At 34.0% G+C, this 14,636-nt stretch carries 11 protein-coding genes; 4 read left to right on the top strand and 7 right to left on the bottom strand.

Annotated features, from left to right (window positions below; genetic code table 11):
* Window positions 1–366: 366 nt before the first annotated feature.
* From GOQ24_RS03865 to GOQ24_RS03845, 5 genes are all read right to left on the bottom strand, one after another.
* Window positions 367–2,226: an ABC-F family ATP-binding cassette domain-containing protein gene (locus GOQ24_RS03865; RefSeq protein ID WP_160339148.1), complete on the bottom strand. Its 1,860-nt coding sequence runs from the start codon at window positions 2,224–2,226 to the stop codon at window positions 367–369.
* Between the two features lie 78 nt (window positions 2,227–2,304).
* Window positions 2,305–3,414, bottom strand: a complete 1,110-nt coding sequence (locus GOQ24_RS03860; protein ID WP_160339147.1) for a metallophosphoesterase — start codon at window positions 3,412–3,414, stop codon at window positions 2,305–2,307.
* A gap of 5 nt (window positions 3,415–3,419) precedes the next feature.
* Entirely contained in the window at window positions 3,420–6,422 is a 3,003-nt protein-coding gene (locus GOQ24_RS03855; RefSeq protein WP_160339146.1) for a histidine kinase, read from the bottom strand.
* Window positions 6,410–7,135: a LytR/AlgR family response regulator transcription factor gene (locus tag GOQ24_RS03850; protein WP_160339145.1), complete on the bottom strand. Its 726-nt coding sequence runs from the start codon at window positions 7,133–7,135 to the stop codon at window positions 6,410–6,412. Before GOQ24_RS03850 ends, GOQ24_RS03855 begins: the two co-directional genes overlap by 13 nt.
* 1,028 nt (window positions 7,136–8,163) lie before the next feature.
* On the bottom strand, window positions 8,164–9,771 hold the full coding sequence (locus tag GOQ24_RS03845; RefSeq protein WP_160339144.1) for an ABC transporter substrate-binding protein: 1,608 nt from the start codon (window positions 9,769–9,771) through the stop codon (window positions 8,164–8,166).
* Between the two features lie 86 nt (window positions 9,772–9,857).
* On the opposite strand from GOQ24_RS03845, the gene mtaB reads away from it, so the two are divergent.
* Window positions 9,858–11,174: a tRNA (N(6)-L-threonylcarbamoyladenosine(37)-C(2))-methylthiotransferase MtaB gene (gene mtaB, locus GOQ24_RS03840; protein ID WP_160339143.1), complete on the top strand. Its 1,317-nt coding sequence runs from the start codon at window positions 9,858–9,860 to the stop codon at window positions 11,172–11,174.
* A 99-nt stretch (window positions 11,175–11,273) separates the two neighbouring features.
* On the opposite strand, the gene GOQ24_RS03835 is transcribed toward mtaB, so the two are convergent.
* Window positions 11,274–11,555, bottom strand: coding sequence for a GNAT family N-acetyltransferase (locus GOQ24_RS03835; RefSeq protein ID WP_155092011.1), 282 nt, complete (start codon window positions 11,553–11,555; stop codon window positions 11,274–11,276).
* Window positions 11,556–11,765: 210 nt separating this feature from the next.
* Between GOQ24_RS03835 and GOQ24_RS03830 the strand changes: the two genes are divergently transcribed.
* The 3 genes from GOQ24_RS03830 (at window position 11,766) to GOQ24_RS03820 (ending at window position 13,617) form a co-directional block, all read left to right on the top strand.
* Complete coding sequence (locus GOQ24_RS03830) at window positions 11,766–12,431, top strand: alpha/beta hydrolase (protein WP_160339142.1); 666 nt, start codon at window positions 11,766–11,768, stop codon at window positions 12,429–12,431.
* Window positions 12,428–13,336, top strand: coding sequence for a lytic transglycosylase domain-containing protein (locus GOQ24_RS03825; RefSeq protein WP_155092013.1), 909 nt, complete (start codon window positions 12,428–12,430; stop codon window positions 13,334–13,336). The genes GOQ24_RS03830 and GOQ24_RS03825 overlap by 4 nt, the downstream gene beginning before the upstream one ends.
* A gap of 77 nt (window positions 13,337–13,413) precedes the next feature.
* Window positions 13,414–13,617, top strand: coding sequence for a hypothetical protein (locus GOQ24_RS03820; RefSeq protein ID WP_155092014.1), 204 nt, complete (start codon window positions 13,414–13,416; stop codon window positions 13,615–13,617).
* Here the strand turns inward: GOQ24_RS03820 and GOQ24_RS03815 are convergent, their stop codons facing one another.
* On the bottom strand, window positions 13,618–14,400 hold the full coding sequence (locus tag GOQ24_RS03815) for an alpha/beta fold hydrolase (RefSeq protein ID WP_160339141.1): 783 nt from the start codon (window positions 14,398–14,400) through the stop codon (window positions 13,618–13,620). It abuts the gene before it with no gap.
* Window positions 14,401–14,636: the final 236 nt, after the last annotated feature.

Raw genomic sequence — 14,636 nt, 5'->3', positions numbered from 1 at the left:
AAGCAGAACCGATAAAAAAAGAACATGTTTTTCTCATTAAATATAATTTCTCAAGCCCTGTCACCACTTGAAATTTCTGTGGGCAAAGTTACGCCGATTTTTTAATTCCACTACTTTTTTAGCACTTTTAAGTAGATTTTTAACAGTTAAATTTTTACAAACTCTTAAAAATCAATTGATTACAAATTAAAAAAAATCTCTCTAATCTATTGTTTTTACCCTGTTTTTTACATAAATTAAAGGACAAACGAACCCGAAAAAGTCTAAAAAACGTCAAATCAAGATATTTTAAGAACAAAAAAGCGAAGTCAGAAATCAAATTTCTAACTTCGCTTTTTACATTTTTCAAATATGCTTTTGATAAGATTATGACTCCATTTTTGCAGAAAGTTCAAACCAACGCTCTTCCATTTGCTCCAACTGACTTAAAACTTTTTGAAGTTCCCCTGCTTTTTTCTCTATTTCATCATCTCCTACTTTTCCTTCACTAAATAAGGCCTCAATCTTTACTTTTTCTTCCTCTAACTTTTTAATTTCTCGTTCCACCTTTTGAAACTCCTTTTGCTCTTGAAACGTTAAGCCATTCTTTACTTGACTTTCCTTCCAATTTACTTTTTCTTTCGGCTGTTCTTCTTTTACAGGCTCAATACTATCTTCATACGCTCTAAAGTCAGAATAATTCCCTGGGAAATTCTCCACCTCACCATTACCTCTAAAAACAAATAGCGTATCGACAATCTTATCCATAAAATAACGGTCATGCGAGACAACTACAAGACAACCTGGATAATCTAACAGGAAGCTTTCTAATACATTCAGCGTCACTATATCCAAATCATTCGTAGGCTCATCGAGTATTAAGAAATTTGGATTTTGAATTAATACAGTACACAAATACAACCTCTTTAATTCCCCTCCACTTAATTTCTCAACGAAATCATGTTGTTTTTTCCTGTCAAACAAAAAGCGCTCAAGTAACTGACCTGCTGAAATTGTCCTTCCTTTTGCCAAAGGAATAAACTCTCCAAACTCTTTAATTACATCTATTACCTTTTGATCTGGCTTCACGTAGATTCCACCTTGAGTGTAATAACCAATTTTAATTGTCTCTCCTTGTACTACCTTTCCTGAATCAGGTTTTATGGATTGTGTAAGAATATTTAAGAAAGTAGATTTACCTGTTCCGTTCTTTCCTATGATACCAATGCGCTCTCCTTTATTAAAGCTGTAGCTAAAGTCACTTAGAATAACTTTATCCTTAAAAGCTTTGTTCAACTTATGTAACTCTATAATCTTACTTCCCATGCGCTCCATATTAATTTCCAACTCTACTTGGTGTTCAATACGGCGACTATGAGCTTTCTCCTTTATAATGTAGAAATCGTCAATTCTCGATTTAGATTTTGTCGTACGAGCCTTTGGTTGTCTTCTCATCCACGACAATTCTTTGACAAATAAGTTTTGTGCTTTATCGATACTGGCATTCTCAGCAGCAATGCGCTCATCTTTCTTTTCGAGGTAATAGGAATAGTTACCTTTGTATTGGTAAATCTTTCCATTGTCTAATTCGATAATCTCGTTACATACTCTCTCTAAGAAAAAGCGGTCGTGCGTTACCATAAACAAAGTGATATTCTCCTTGGCAAAGTAATTCTCTAACCATTCGATCATCTCAAGATCTAAATGGTTAGTCGGCTCATCTAAGATTAGCAAATCAGGTCTATTAATCAATATAATAGCCAAGGCCAAACGCTTCTTCTGTCCTCCTGAAAGTGTTTTTACTTTTGCTTTTAAATCTTCTAACTTCAGTTTAAACAAAATCTGCTTATACTGAGTTTCAAAATCCCAAGCATTATGCGCTTCCATCTTTTCAAATGCTTTCTGATACGCCTCCGTATCTTCAGGATTTTCAAGTGCCTTCTCGTATTCCTCTATTATTTTTAAAGTTTCATTATCCGAGGCAAAAATGCTTTCCTCTACTGTCAACTCATCTTGCAAGTTTGGTTCCTGTGCTAAAAACTCAACTCTAATGTCTTTTCGCATAACAACTTGCCCTGAGTCAGGATAATCCTCACCCATCAATATCTTTAATATTGTTGTTTTTCCAGAACCATTTTTAGCGACAAAAGCAATCTTCTGATCTTTGTTAATTCCAAAAGAGAGGTCTTCAAATAGTGTTCTCGCTCCAAAGGACTTTGATATATTTTCTACTGATAGATAATTCACAATTTAATATTTTTTACAAAAATAACCTTTTATTTGACTATTACTGCTTATATGTACAAATGCCATAGAACAGCTCATTTACTTTACATTAATGACTACATACTCTGATTGAGTACCGATGCGATAACGTCCTCCCCAAATTCCCAATCCAGAACTGACATAGTAATGTGTTTTTCCTTTCTTTAAGTATCCGTGTGCATTCTCAAATAGCCTATCTGTAATCCACGATATGGGCCAGACTTGTCCTCTGTGTGTATGTCCTGACAATTGTAAGTCAATACCATTCTCATTGGCTTCAGACAAATTATACGGTTGATGGTCTAATAATACACAAGTAAGATTCCTGTCTATATCTCCTATAATGTCCGCTAACTTTTTGCGACGTGGGTTCGTTTTGTCATCTCGCCCTATCAAGCACAGTGAAAGATCTTCTATAACAATTGTTTGATCACTTAAAACACGTATACCATTACTTTGCATAAAACTGACACATGCTTTTGCTCCTGCCATATATTCGTGATTTCCCAAACAAGCATATACCCCATATTTGGTTTCTATCTTTTGCAATAAACTCCCCAACTCATTGTAGATCACAGGCTGTAAGCTATAATCGATTAAATCTCCTCCTATAAGAACCAAATCCGCCTGTTCTTGATTAATTAACTCTACCCATTTTTTCAATTCCCTTTTCTCTATAGCATATCCTAAATGTAAATCCGATACAAATACAATCTTGTAAGGGGTCTTGGTACTAAAAGATAAATCTATCTCCACTCGTCTTTTCCTTTGGTAATTTAAAAAACCTAATAATGCTATAGCTACTACTCCGAAAACAAGTAGGCAAGACTGAAGGTCAGAATGATATATCAGTATTCGATTCTCAGAGTGAACGAAAAAATGATTAACAACACTGACCACATCCAATATCAAGACAAATAAAAAAGCATAAACCAACAACATTAACCAGCCCGTACCTATTTTATACAAATAAGCTGAGAGGTATACGGGCAACTTTCGACCAATGCCAAAAAACAAAAAAATAGAACTACAAACGAGCACTACGACTAACCAATAAATAAAATGTAAGCTTGGGGGTAATAAATCCAAAATAGGATATACTCGAAAGAATACGTAAAAATTACCCAATACAAACAGACTAAATACAATCAAAAAAACAAAGCGCTTCATCTTACTTATTTTATTATTCCTTTTAACTTCATTACAACTCTTGTCCCATGTTCATCAATTGTCGTCACTAAATCTTCGTCTAAATAATCCTGTATAAAAGACATCCTCTCCCTTACAATAGTCATTCCTACAGAAGTACCTGTATGTCTTTTTGTTTTCTTAGAATTGCTACCTATTCCATTATCCGTAATAACAATCTCGATATCGTTTAGTTTCTGATATAGCTCTATGCTTATTTCTGGCCTTTCTATAGAAGGCGGAAAAGCATGCACTATAGAATTTTCGACAAAGGGTTGCAACAACATTGGCGGAACCATCACTTCACTTAGTTCCACAATCAAATGCGATTCAACCGTAAACCTCATCCTTCCTTCAAGTCTCATATTTTCAATGTCTACATACTTTGCCAAGTAATCTAATTCCTCAGCTAAAGTAATACGCTCTTTTGATGAAAGACTCAAGGAGGCTCTGATGAATTTTGAGAACTTGCCAAGGTACGTAAAAGCAGCTTCAGATTGATTGTCTAAAATATAAAACTGTATAGAGCTCAACACGTTAAAAATAAAATGCGTATTCATCTGGCTTCGAACAGACAATAACTTCACTTCCGCAAGGCGTTTTTCATAAGACAGCTTGTCTTTCTCGTGATTCAATTTACTTGCCTCCACCTCTTGTTGTTGTTTTAAGCGTACCAAGCAACTTCGATAAACTAAATAAGTAATCAAGAAAATCAAAGCTCCACAACTTACAAAGAACCAAAGCTTTAAATAAAATGGCTTTTCAATTTCTAAATACAAGAGTGGATAAATCATCTCTGTACCCGAATCAAAATCATATATCTTCAAGTCTATTGGGTAAATCCCCGCTTCTAAATAGTGTAAATCAATTTTAGAACCTTTGACATCATTCCAGTTCTCCGTTAATTTCAATCGATATTTAAACAATAACTTATCAGGATACTTAGCCCCTAACACATTAAAGCCAATCTGCATTGAATTTGACTGATAGGGAAGCTTTAATTCTTTTTTAATAACCGTGTTACCTGATTCATCTGTGTACTCTTTCCCATTGATCAACAATCGAGTGAGTTTCACATTCAGTGATTGTTCTCGTGGTTGAAAATACTGTGTATCTAAAATGTAAATTCCTTCTGTTGTACCAATATACAGAACATTCCCAATGGTCGTAGCACTCGTTATTTCGGGATTAGACATCCCCTGTTCCTCGTTTATGTAGAATTTCCCCGTTTTGGTAATAATAGTAAGCCCCTTATTTGTCCCTATAATTAGTTTATTATTGACTACCTCTAATAAATTTATATTGGTGCCAAACAACTCTTCATTTGAAATGAGATTATTAATCTTCACAGTGTCGTTTTCAACACTCAGACAATAAATATCATTAAAATCAGTGGCAACATACATTCGCTTATTAGGCTCTTTTATAGCCAACATCTTAAGTCTTCGCTCAGTAAAGCTCCCTTTCTCTTTAAGGGAAACGAACCCCTCCTTATCACTATAAGAGTATAGACCATCTAATGCTCCTGCAAAAAACAAACGATTACCTAACTGCTTTATATCGACAATATCTCTCGGAATATTAGTCCCTTCAATACGCAAGTGATAATCGTATTTCATCTGCTGTATATCACTGTATACTCTCACTCCACCATATGGGTTAGATTCTATCAATGTATTGTTTATAAACTCGAATTGATAGTGGTGAATATTGTAATAACTCAAAATATTACCATCAAGATCTACTTCGAACATACCAATATTCGTACTGACCCATATAGCGTTATTCTTTACGATAGCCTTGTAATAGATTATTTTATTCGCTGGAATAGTATAGTCTAATTCAAAAAAGTGATTCTCCTTAGTCGCTAACTTTTGAAATTTGTGATAGTGTTTCTCTTGAAATTGCTTGAATTTCAAATTAGGTGTATGAGAAATTACCTTGTCATCGCTTTTGATAGTCAATCCATTCTTTGCAAATACATAGAGCCTTTTATGGTGACTCGTCAATGCCATAATTCGGCCAATAGAAGTATCATAAGACAAAGCAGAAAACATATCTACTTTATAAAGTCCCTCTGATTCACTACCTACATATAGAAAATCATTTACTTTATCATAAGCAAGAGAATACAAATCTGTGGACGTAACATTGAACTCTTGGGTAACATCTACACTTTTGTCTTTTTCCCATTTGTAGATCCCCCCTTTATTCTCAAACATTCCAGAACTGACAAAGACAACTTGTCCATTTATCTCTTTAATCAATCGAACACTTGGCAAATCGGCATGATAATTCAACTCACGAGTCTTGATATTCTCAACTACTAATCCAAATTGACAGCCATAGAAAACATAATCTCCATATTGATATACTGACAATACTCGTTCAATATCATTCACTTTAATCAAAGAAGTATCGTCTATTAAATATGTCCCATCGTTTATTGTGGTAGCATAGACTTTATCCTCTACGGCAAAGAAACCCGAAACTTCAAAATTGTGATCTCTATTTTTTACATATTGTGGACTGCGTATACTAAAGTCGTTGATATTTATAATAGATAAACCTTCTACTGTCCCAACATATAACTGATCTCGATGTATAAAAAACTTGCGAATTCGGTCAGAAATTAAACCGTCTTGAGTAGTAAATAACCGTTTGGTGCCTTCATTTTGATACAGTACCCCTTGTCCATAACTCGATACCCAGATACTCTTATTACTATCTTCTATAATATCGGTAACATTGGTATATCTAAACTCTGTAGCAGCAGCGTTGGCTGTGATATTTCCTTGTATTATTTGCGTTAATCCTGATCTTGACCCGATCCATAACACACCATTAGAATCCAAACATAAGGTACGTATATCATTTGCCAAAAGGCCATCGCTAACAGACAGCCTCTTGGTAATATAATTATTTTGACCTAATACATTTAGTCCTACTAAAAGCAGCAATAAAATGTGCCATTTCTTTACAAGTTCCATTTATTCAATTCTCTAATCATGGTTGCTGCTACGATTATCTCTATATCGTGACATTCGGGATTATCAATTAGCTCCTCCTTAAAGAAAACTCTATTCGTATCCTTTTCAATATATTTCACATAGTTCATATTCACAAGATAAGAGCGATTCACGCGAACAAAATTAGAGTGTTTTATCTTTGACTCAATTGCACGCAGCGTTTTTGACACCAAGAACTTAGTGTTCTCTGCGTAAATTTCACAGTAATTATCAGCTGCCTTACACAATATGATATCATCCATTTTGAGCAAGTGGCGCTTTAAATTGTGCTTGATAATTTTATAATACTCCTGATACCCTTCCTTTTCTTTGTACTTGTCAAATACACTTTGTACATCTTCTACATCAATTGGCTTCAATAAGTACTTCAGGCAATTATATTCGTTAATTGCTTCAATTGCATATTGTTCATAGGCCGTTGTAAACACAACCTCAAAACTCTTATCTTTAATTTGCTTTAAAAAATCAAACCCATTTTCTTCAGGCATATGAATATCTAAAAATACAAGATCAGGTTTATCATTGTTGACAAAATTAATTGCTTCACTTACTGAAGTAACAGTAGTAACAACTAATTTATCGCTATACTTTACTTTCTTTTCAATTATTTTCTTTAATAGTTCGCCAACTTTAGGTTCATCATCAACCACTAAAATCGTTAGTTCATTCGTCATTTTGTAAGGTGATTTTTAATCAAAAAACAAATATAATCATTAATCTAATTTATCTTAAACTATATAGACAAGATCTACACCATTTAGCGTATTTATCTCACTATTTTATACAATATGTCTGCATTTAATCGAGAAGCACAATCATGCATTCTCTTGGAGTATAACCTAAAACTTATCTCTAAAAAATCACTTCAGCCACTTAATCGCAAAACAAGGAGAAAACAATTCAAAAGGATGAGTTAGTTAAGACATAGCATCCAATCTATTAAAAAAGTATAATGCATATAGCCATCACGATAACAAAATGAAAATTTGTTTTCTACACAAAAAAAACAATTTTTTTTTTCTTCAATAGAACATATTTTTCTCTTTTTTTTTAGAAAACAACCTTAATTTCACTTTAAAATGATCAAAATATTGACTTAAACAGGCTAAAATCATCCGCAAAACAAAAAAAATATTATTTTTTTTTAACACAAAATAAATACAAGTCATTAAAAATCAACTACTTAATACGAAAAACCAGCTTTTACCCAAAAGCATGTAACTTGCCTTAGCCTTAGTAAAATAAGGGCTTGTATGAATATTGTAGGACAATAACGGGACAATAGTAGGACAATAATGCGTAAAACAAGGGGTTAGCCCAACTATTGTGCTACTATACTTTCACCATTGATCTCATTAGTTTATCGAAAAACAATAGAAAAACAAACCTAAGCCTATGATAGAAAGGAATAAGCATGGCAAGAAAAAATATGGAAGCAAATCGAATAAAGAAAATACTAACAAGTAAAATGCTCCCCTAAAATCACTGCGATATATCTGTGATTCAAGGAAGGCATATCGCTACAAAACCTTACGAAAAAGAAAGCGGTAAGGCGCTTCATAGAATTACTAAAGCCAAACAGCTCGAAAATTTACCTATCTCAGGTAATTTTATAAGCTATCAATCCATTAGTCTTAGAAAAAACCGGCTCTTACCCTTGTCAAAAAAGTGTACAATAAGCGTAGGCCTTGGCTATCTAAAGTTAATTATTCTTTTTAGAAACTTTTTTGAGAAATAAGTTATTCATTGGATTTATACCTAAGTTCTCAACTTTATTAGAAGTAAAACGCGCCACTTTATCATAGAACAAAATGATAACTGGTTTTTCATTTACAACTATACGATCCAATTCTTGGTACATTAGATCTCTTTTATCGAGATCTTCTTCCTCTATTGCAGCGCGTAATAGCGCATCATAGTTGCGGTTGTCAAACCGAGTGTAATTTGCTCCATACGGAACCTTATTTGCCGAGTAAAACAGCGATAAGTAATTTTCAGCATCGGGATAATCTGCTATCCAACTACCTCTAAAAAAAGAAACAGTACCAGAAGCAATACTCTGTCTTAAGGTAGAAGGTGGCATCACATCTACTTTAAGTTCGATACCTATTTTCTGCCATTCGCGTTGTAAGTACTCTGCAATATCTAAATAAGAAGCATCCGTTGATAAAGTCAAAACAATCGAACTCTCGTTCTTCTCTTTTTTATAAGCATCAACTAACTCTTTCGCTTTGCCAAAATCATATCGATCACCGAGTGTGAGATGACCTTCAAGACCGTTCGGTATCATCCCCCCAACCTTGCTTTCTCCCATTCCATTTCTCAAGTAAGCTAACATTTTATTCCTATCAAAACCAATGTCCAGCGCTTGTCTGATACGCTTATCTTTTATGATCGCATGATCACTTGAAAAGTTAAATCCCAAATATTCCGTATTCAAATAGGGGCCTGTTATCATTTTAAACTGGTCTTGATATTTCGGTTTTAAATTACCGTGAATATCTATAATATCATCTTTATACGAGGGGTCTAATCCAGAGATGAAATCGAGATTTCCCTGTATAAATTGCAAAAAGGCACTTTGTTTATCTGGTAAAAAAGTAACTGCCACAGCTTCCAAGTAAGGCAATTGAACCCCGTTCTTATCTCTCTCAAAATACAGGGGGTTCTTTCGCAAAACTAATTTGATATTCTCCTCCCATAGTTTGAATGCAAAAGGCCCTGTTCCAATAGGATTAGAGCGGAACTCTGCTTTTTTATCTTCTACGATTTCACGTGGTACCACTGAGGCGTAGCGCATAGACATCAATCCTAAAAAAGCAGGAAATGACTCTGTTAGATTTACGCGAAAAACAGTATCATTAATCGCTTGGTAGCTTTTTACTTTTTGGAGTATCCAGCCCCCTGGCGAAGCAATAGACGAACTCGACAATCGATCAAAACTATATACAAAATCACTGGCAGTAACTGTACGAGTACTATCCACTCCAAAATTAGAATGTTTGTGAAAATACACATCATCTCTTAAGATAAAGTCGTACTGCAGTCCACCTTTGGTTATATTCCAATATTTTGCAATATCTCCTTGAATATGCAAGCTGTCATCTAATTGAACTAAACCATTAAAAATTTGATTGCAAGGCCAGATAATATTCATGCTTTTTGCAAAAGCAGGATCCAATGTCGCTATATTGGCACTCTCATTATATCTAAATACTTTATTTTCATCATTTTGTATCTTTTTATTTTGACACGAAATCATAAAAGTTAAAACACAAAATATTGATATATAATATATTATTGATTTCATCAAACCGATTTTTGTATGTAAATTTGCAATCCTTTTTTTAGTAAAAAGTAAATATAGTCAAAGTTACTATATAGTATAAGAACATTATGGAAAATAGAAAAAAAGTAGCTTTTTATACCTTAGGTTGTAAACTCAATTTCTCAGAAACCTCAACAATAGCGAGAAGCTTTACCGATGAAGGATTCGATCGTGTAGAATTTGACGAAGTTGCAGACATATATGTAATAAATACCTGTTCTGTTACAGAGAACGCAGATAAACAATTTAAGCAAATTGTAAAAAAAGCTCAAAAGAAAAACGACAAAGCATTCGTTGCTGCAGTAGGTTGTTATGCTCAGTTAAAACCAGAAGAATTGGCTTCTGTTGACGGAGTAGACTTAGTACTTGGTGCAACAGAAAAATTTAAAATAACAGACTACATCAATGATCTAACTAAAAATGAGATGGGCCAAGTCCACTCTTGTGAGATCTCTGAAGCTGATTTTTATGTGGGTAGCTACTCAATTGGGGATAGAACACGTGCATTCTTAAAAGTACAGGATGGATGTGATTATAAATGTACGTATTGCACAATACCACTTGCTCGTGGTATTTCTCGTAGTGATACAATGGATAATGTACTAAAAAACGCAGCTGAAATTGCCAAACAGAACATTAAAGAAATTGTTCTTACGGGAGTGAATATCGGAGATTATGGTAAGGGAGAGTTCGGAAATAAAAAACACGAACACACTTTCTTAGAACTTGTACAAGCATTAGATAAAGTTGAAGGGATAGAAAGGCTAAGGATTTCTTCTATCGAACCGAATCTACTTAAAAACGAAACTATTGACTTTGTATCTAAGAGTAGAACGTTTGTTCCACACTTCCATATTCCACTACAATCAGGTAGCAATGACATTTTGAAAAAAATGAAAAGACGTTATCTACGCGAATTATATGTAGAACGCGTTTCTAAAATCAGAGAAGTGATGCCAGACTGCTGTATTGGAGTAGATGTTATCGTTGGATTCCCAGGAGAGACAGACGAAAAGTTCTTAGAAACGTATAACTTTTTAAATGACTTAGACATCTCTTATCTGCATGTATTCACTTATTCTGAACGAGATAATACAGAAGCTATCGAAATGGATGCTGTTGTACCAATGAATGTGCGAAACAAACGCAGTAAGATGTTAAGAGGGCTTTCTGTAAAAAAACGCAGAGCATTCTACGAATCCCAGTTAGGAAAAGAGAAGACTGTTTTATTTGAAAGTGAAAACAAAGAGGGCTATATTCACGGATTTACTGAAAACTATGTAAAAGTAAAAACGCCGTGGAATCCTGAACTGGTAAATACACTACATCAGATTAAATTGACAACGATTGATGCAGATGGAATAGTAAGATTAGAATTTCTATAAAAAAAGGTCTGAGTTTTATAAAATAAACTCAGACCTTTTTTAATGTTTTTTTCAAAATACAATGTTGTGTGTTAAATAGGTTTTTCTACCTACGTGTTTTTAGATTCGAATCCCCGGAGGTAACATTTCTTTGTACCCAGGATTCTTTCTGAAAAAAGAAACAATTTTTGGGTGTGTAGGCACCACGCGTAGTTTCTTTTCTCTTACTAATTCCAAAATTGCTTTTAAGAAGTCCGCTGCTTGGTTTTGAACAGCATTTTCAAGACCTTTTAGCTTAGTTAAGAATATTTTCCTTTCTTGCAATGAATATTCTACACTAAGCATTCCTGTATCAGTTTCACACTCGAACTGACGAAGTAACTCATTGTCTTTAATTTCCATTATATCAGTATGTTTTTATATATTTTCATTGCTTATACAACGCGATTAGATAACTAAAAATAAAATATGTGGGAAGTAAAAGGTGAGGGATATTAAATAAAAAAACTTTAAAGTAGTATCCTTTTCAATTTAGTATCTGAATTCATTATATTTATCAAAATTACGTTTTTTTTTCATCCCTACAATTTTAATAAAGTTAATTTATTTAAAATGAACAAAATACCTGTTTTTTTCTTTCCAGGAATGACTTCAAGTTCTCTGATTTTTGAGAGAATTAATATTGATTTGGATATATATGAACCCTTTTATTTTGAATGGTTGCCAATTGTAGAGGAGCAAAGTTTAAGCGAATATTGCGACAGATATATCGAATTAATGCCACAGCCCAATCCGGTTTTGATAGGGGTATCATTTGGAGGTATCATCGCACAAGAAATTTCAAAAAAAATAGAGGTCCGCAAAACAATTATAATATCAAGTGTTCGTTCTAGTAAAGAGTTTCCAAACCTATATCGCTTTGCAAGAAAAACAAAGTTGTACAAATTGCTACCAACAGGGAAAGTCAATTTCTTTCTAAAGGTTTACCAGTTTTTTTTGAGCAAGAAACACAAAGAACGCATGATTATGTACGATAAATACTTACCTTTAAGAAGTAAAGGGTATTTAGATTGGTGTATTGATAAAATACTCAATTGGAATCAGGAAAGTAATTTGGAAAATGTTATACATATCCATGGTGAGAAAGATGAATTATTTCCAATAAAAAACATAGAGAATGCCATTGTTCTCAAAGGAGGAACACACGCAATGATACTCACAAAGTACAAGTGGTTCAACAGCCACTTATCAAACATAATACAAGAAGTAAAAAAATGAAAAAGACAGTTCGTACAATTTTATCTATTATAGCTGTAACTGCTATATCGTCTACATTAATATTTTCTGCAAGTCATACAGAAAATCCAAATGAGAATGAGACAACTACAAGTAGCCCTCATCTACACTCTATTCCAAGTAAAATAGACTTTGCTGGAGAAGCTGCCCCATTACACCTGACAGATGTAAAAGAGCGCTTTGACAGAGAGATGATTGTCAATACAAACCTCCACGGTTCGACAATCTTAACGATGAAAAGAGCAGATAGATACTTTCCTGTAATCGAACCTATATTAGCCAAAAATGGTATTCCTGATGACTTCAAATATCTTTGTGTCATCGAAAGTGCTCTTGCTAATGCTGTTTCACCAGCAGGTGCAAGTGGTTTTTGGCAAATTATGAAAGGAACTGGAAAAGATTACGGCTTAGTTATAGACGAAACAATAGATGAGCGCTATGACTTAGTAAAAGCGACAGAAGCTGCGTGCAAATACTTCAATGATGCTAAAGCTAAATTCGGTTCTTGGACATTAGTAGCAGCTTCATACAACAGAGGAATGGCAGGCATGACCAGAGCTATGGATAGTCAATATGTAACTGATTACTACGACTTATTCCTAAACCAAGAAACTTCTCGTTACGTATTCAGAATATTAGCGCTGAAAGAAATCATGAGCAACAGCGAAAAGTACGGTTTCAATGTTCCAAAAAATGAAACGTACAAACCTATTAAAATGAAAAAAGTAGCAGTTGATTACGACATCACTGATTTACCTCTTTTCGCAAAAGAACAGGGGATTAACTACAAACTATTGAAGCTATACAACCCTTGGCTTGTAAACACAAGTCTTAAACCAAAGGGAAAAACCTATTATATCGAGATTCCCACTCAAGGAATTAAGTAATACAAAAGGACTGAAATACTTTCAGTCCTTTTTTTTATACCGATAATTACTATTTTTGCAAAAAGCTATTCATCCCCATGGACAAAGAAACATATATCAAACAATCATTAGAGGCTATTGCCAAAAAGAATTTAACTACACCGTTTACCTTAGCACCGGGAAGTACTGTTACTGACTTGGATTTGTACTTAAACAGCCTGGTAAATTCTTATATGACAAGTAAAGATCCTCGCCTTGTAAATCTCTTTCAAGATAAAATAGAGGCTTTAAAGGCGTTGTAATTACAAATACCGCTTAAAGAAAGATACTACAACGTCTAATGTTTGCTCTTTGCACTCTTTGTGCGGAGTATGGCCTATATCTGAAAAGATAACTTTCTCGACCGGTCCTTGAGCCTTTGCTATTGTTTTCTCTACTTGATCTAAACTGCCATATTCGTCCAAATCTCCTTGAATGAAAAGCAATGGAGAGGTAATATTGCTCATTTTATCCTCTACAGACCAATCTTTATATTCGGGAGACAACCAAGTATCTACCCATGCTTTCACTATATCATCTACTTTGGTTCCATGGTACTTCACTAAGCGATCGGCTAAATCCGTTGTTTCGTAAGCTAATTTAGCTGACCTTACCCCCTTTAAAGTAATTTCTTCTACAAAAATATGTCCAGCTTCAGCGATTAATGCGGAAGTATATTGCGGGTATAAAGCAGCATATAACAAAGCTATAGATGCTCCATCGCTATGCCCAAAAAGCGCCACGCGTTCTAATCCCAATATTTCTAAAAAAGCTTTTAAGAATACAGCCTCCTGTATTAAATAGTTCTTTCCTCTAACAGTTGTATCCATTCTATCTGATAAGCCATACCCTACTCTATCGTAAACCAAGATATTACACTGTAACCTTTCAACTAATAACTCAGGCCAATCGCGCCATAGAGTTACACACCCTAAAGAATCGTGTAACAATACAATCGTATCCCTACACTCCTCTGAATACATAAAGTGCTTGTAAAAAATATTCTTTTGATTGACTAAGACACAATCTTGAATAGCTGTAATCATTTGTTAGAAGTTTTACTGTCGTTTATCTCAAATGTAAAAAAGTAAAAACAATAGTGCCTAATAAAACTGAATTAATTTGAAATAACTCGAATTTCACTACCTCTCGTAAAGACATGAAAAAAGGAAAAGAATAAAAAAAGAGGGTGTCCCAAAAGGTCACCCTCTTTTGTATTATATAAAACGTTACTTTTCTCTTAGATTAAAAGTTCTTGCAATTAAAACGAGTTTTAGACTTA

This window comes from Myroides sp. LoEW2-1, assembly GCF_009767705.1.
In the GTDB taxonomy this organism is placed as follows: Bacteria; Bacteroidota; Bacteroidia; order Flavobacteriales; family Flavobacteriaceae; genus Flavobacterium; species Flavobacterium album_A.
Note: the sequence above shows the minus strand (reverse complement) of the source record. Positions and strands in the feature narration are given on the sequence as shown.

What these genes read in the sequence shown, in the direction of transcription:
- GOQ24_RS03830 (WP_160339142.1), top strand. Translation starts at nt 11,766, where the DNA reads ATGAACAAAATACCTGTTTTTTTCTTTCCAGGAATGACTTCAAGTTCT.
- GOQ24_RS03815 (WP_160339141.1), bottom strand. Translation starts at nt 14,400, where the DNA reads ATGATTACAGCTATTCAAGATTGTGTCTTAGTCAATCAAAAGAATATT.
- mtaB (WP_160339143.1), top strand. Translation starts at nt 9,858, where the DNA reads ATGGAAAATAGAAAAAAAGTAGCTTTTTATACCTTAGGTTGTAAACTC.
- GOQ24_RS03835 (WP_155092011.1), bottom strand. Translation starts at nt 11,555, where the DNA reads ATGGAAATTAAAGACAATGAGTTACTTCGTCAGTTCGAGTGTGAAACT.
- GOQ24_RS03860 (WP_160339147.1), bottom strand. Translation starts at nt 3,414, where the DNA reads ATGAAGCGCTTTGTTTTTTTGATTGTATTTAGTCTGTTTGTATTGGGT.
- GOQ24_RS03825 (WP_155092013.1), top strand. Translation starts at nt 12,428, where the DNA reads ATGAAAAAGACAGTTCGTACAATTTTATCTATTATAGCTGTAACTGCT.
- GOQ24_RS03855 (WP_160339146.1), bottom strand. Translation starts at nt 6,422, where the DNA reads ATGGAACTTGTAAAGAAATGGCACATTTTATTGCTGCTTTTAGTAGGA.
- GOQ24_RS03820 (WP_155092014.1), top strand. Translation starts at nt 13,414, where the DNA reads ATGGACAAAGAAACATATATCAAACAATCATTAGAGGCTATTGCCAAA.
- GOQ24_RS03850 (WP_160339145.1), bottom strand. Translation starts at nt 7,135, where the DNA reads ATGACGAATGAACTAACGATTTTAGTGGTTGATGATGAACCTAAAGTT.
- GOQ24_RS03845 (WP_160339144.1), bottom strand. Translation starts at nt 9,771, where the DNA reads ATGAAATCAATAATATATTATATATCAATATTTTGTGTTTTAACTTTT.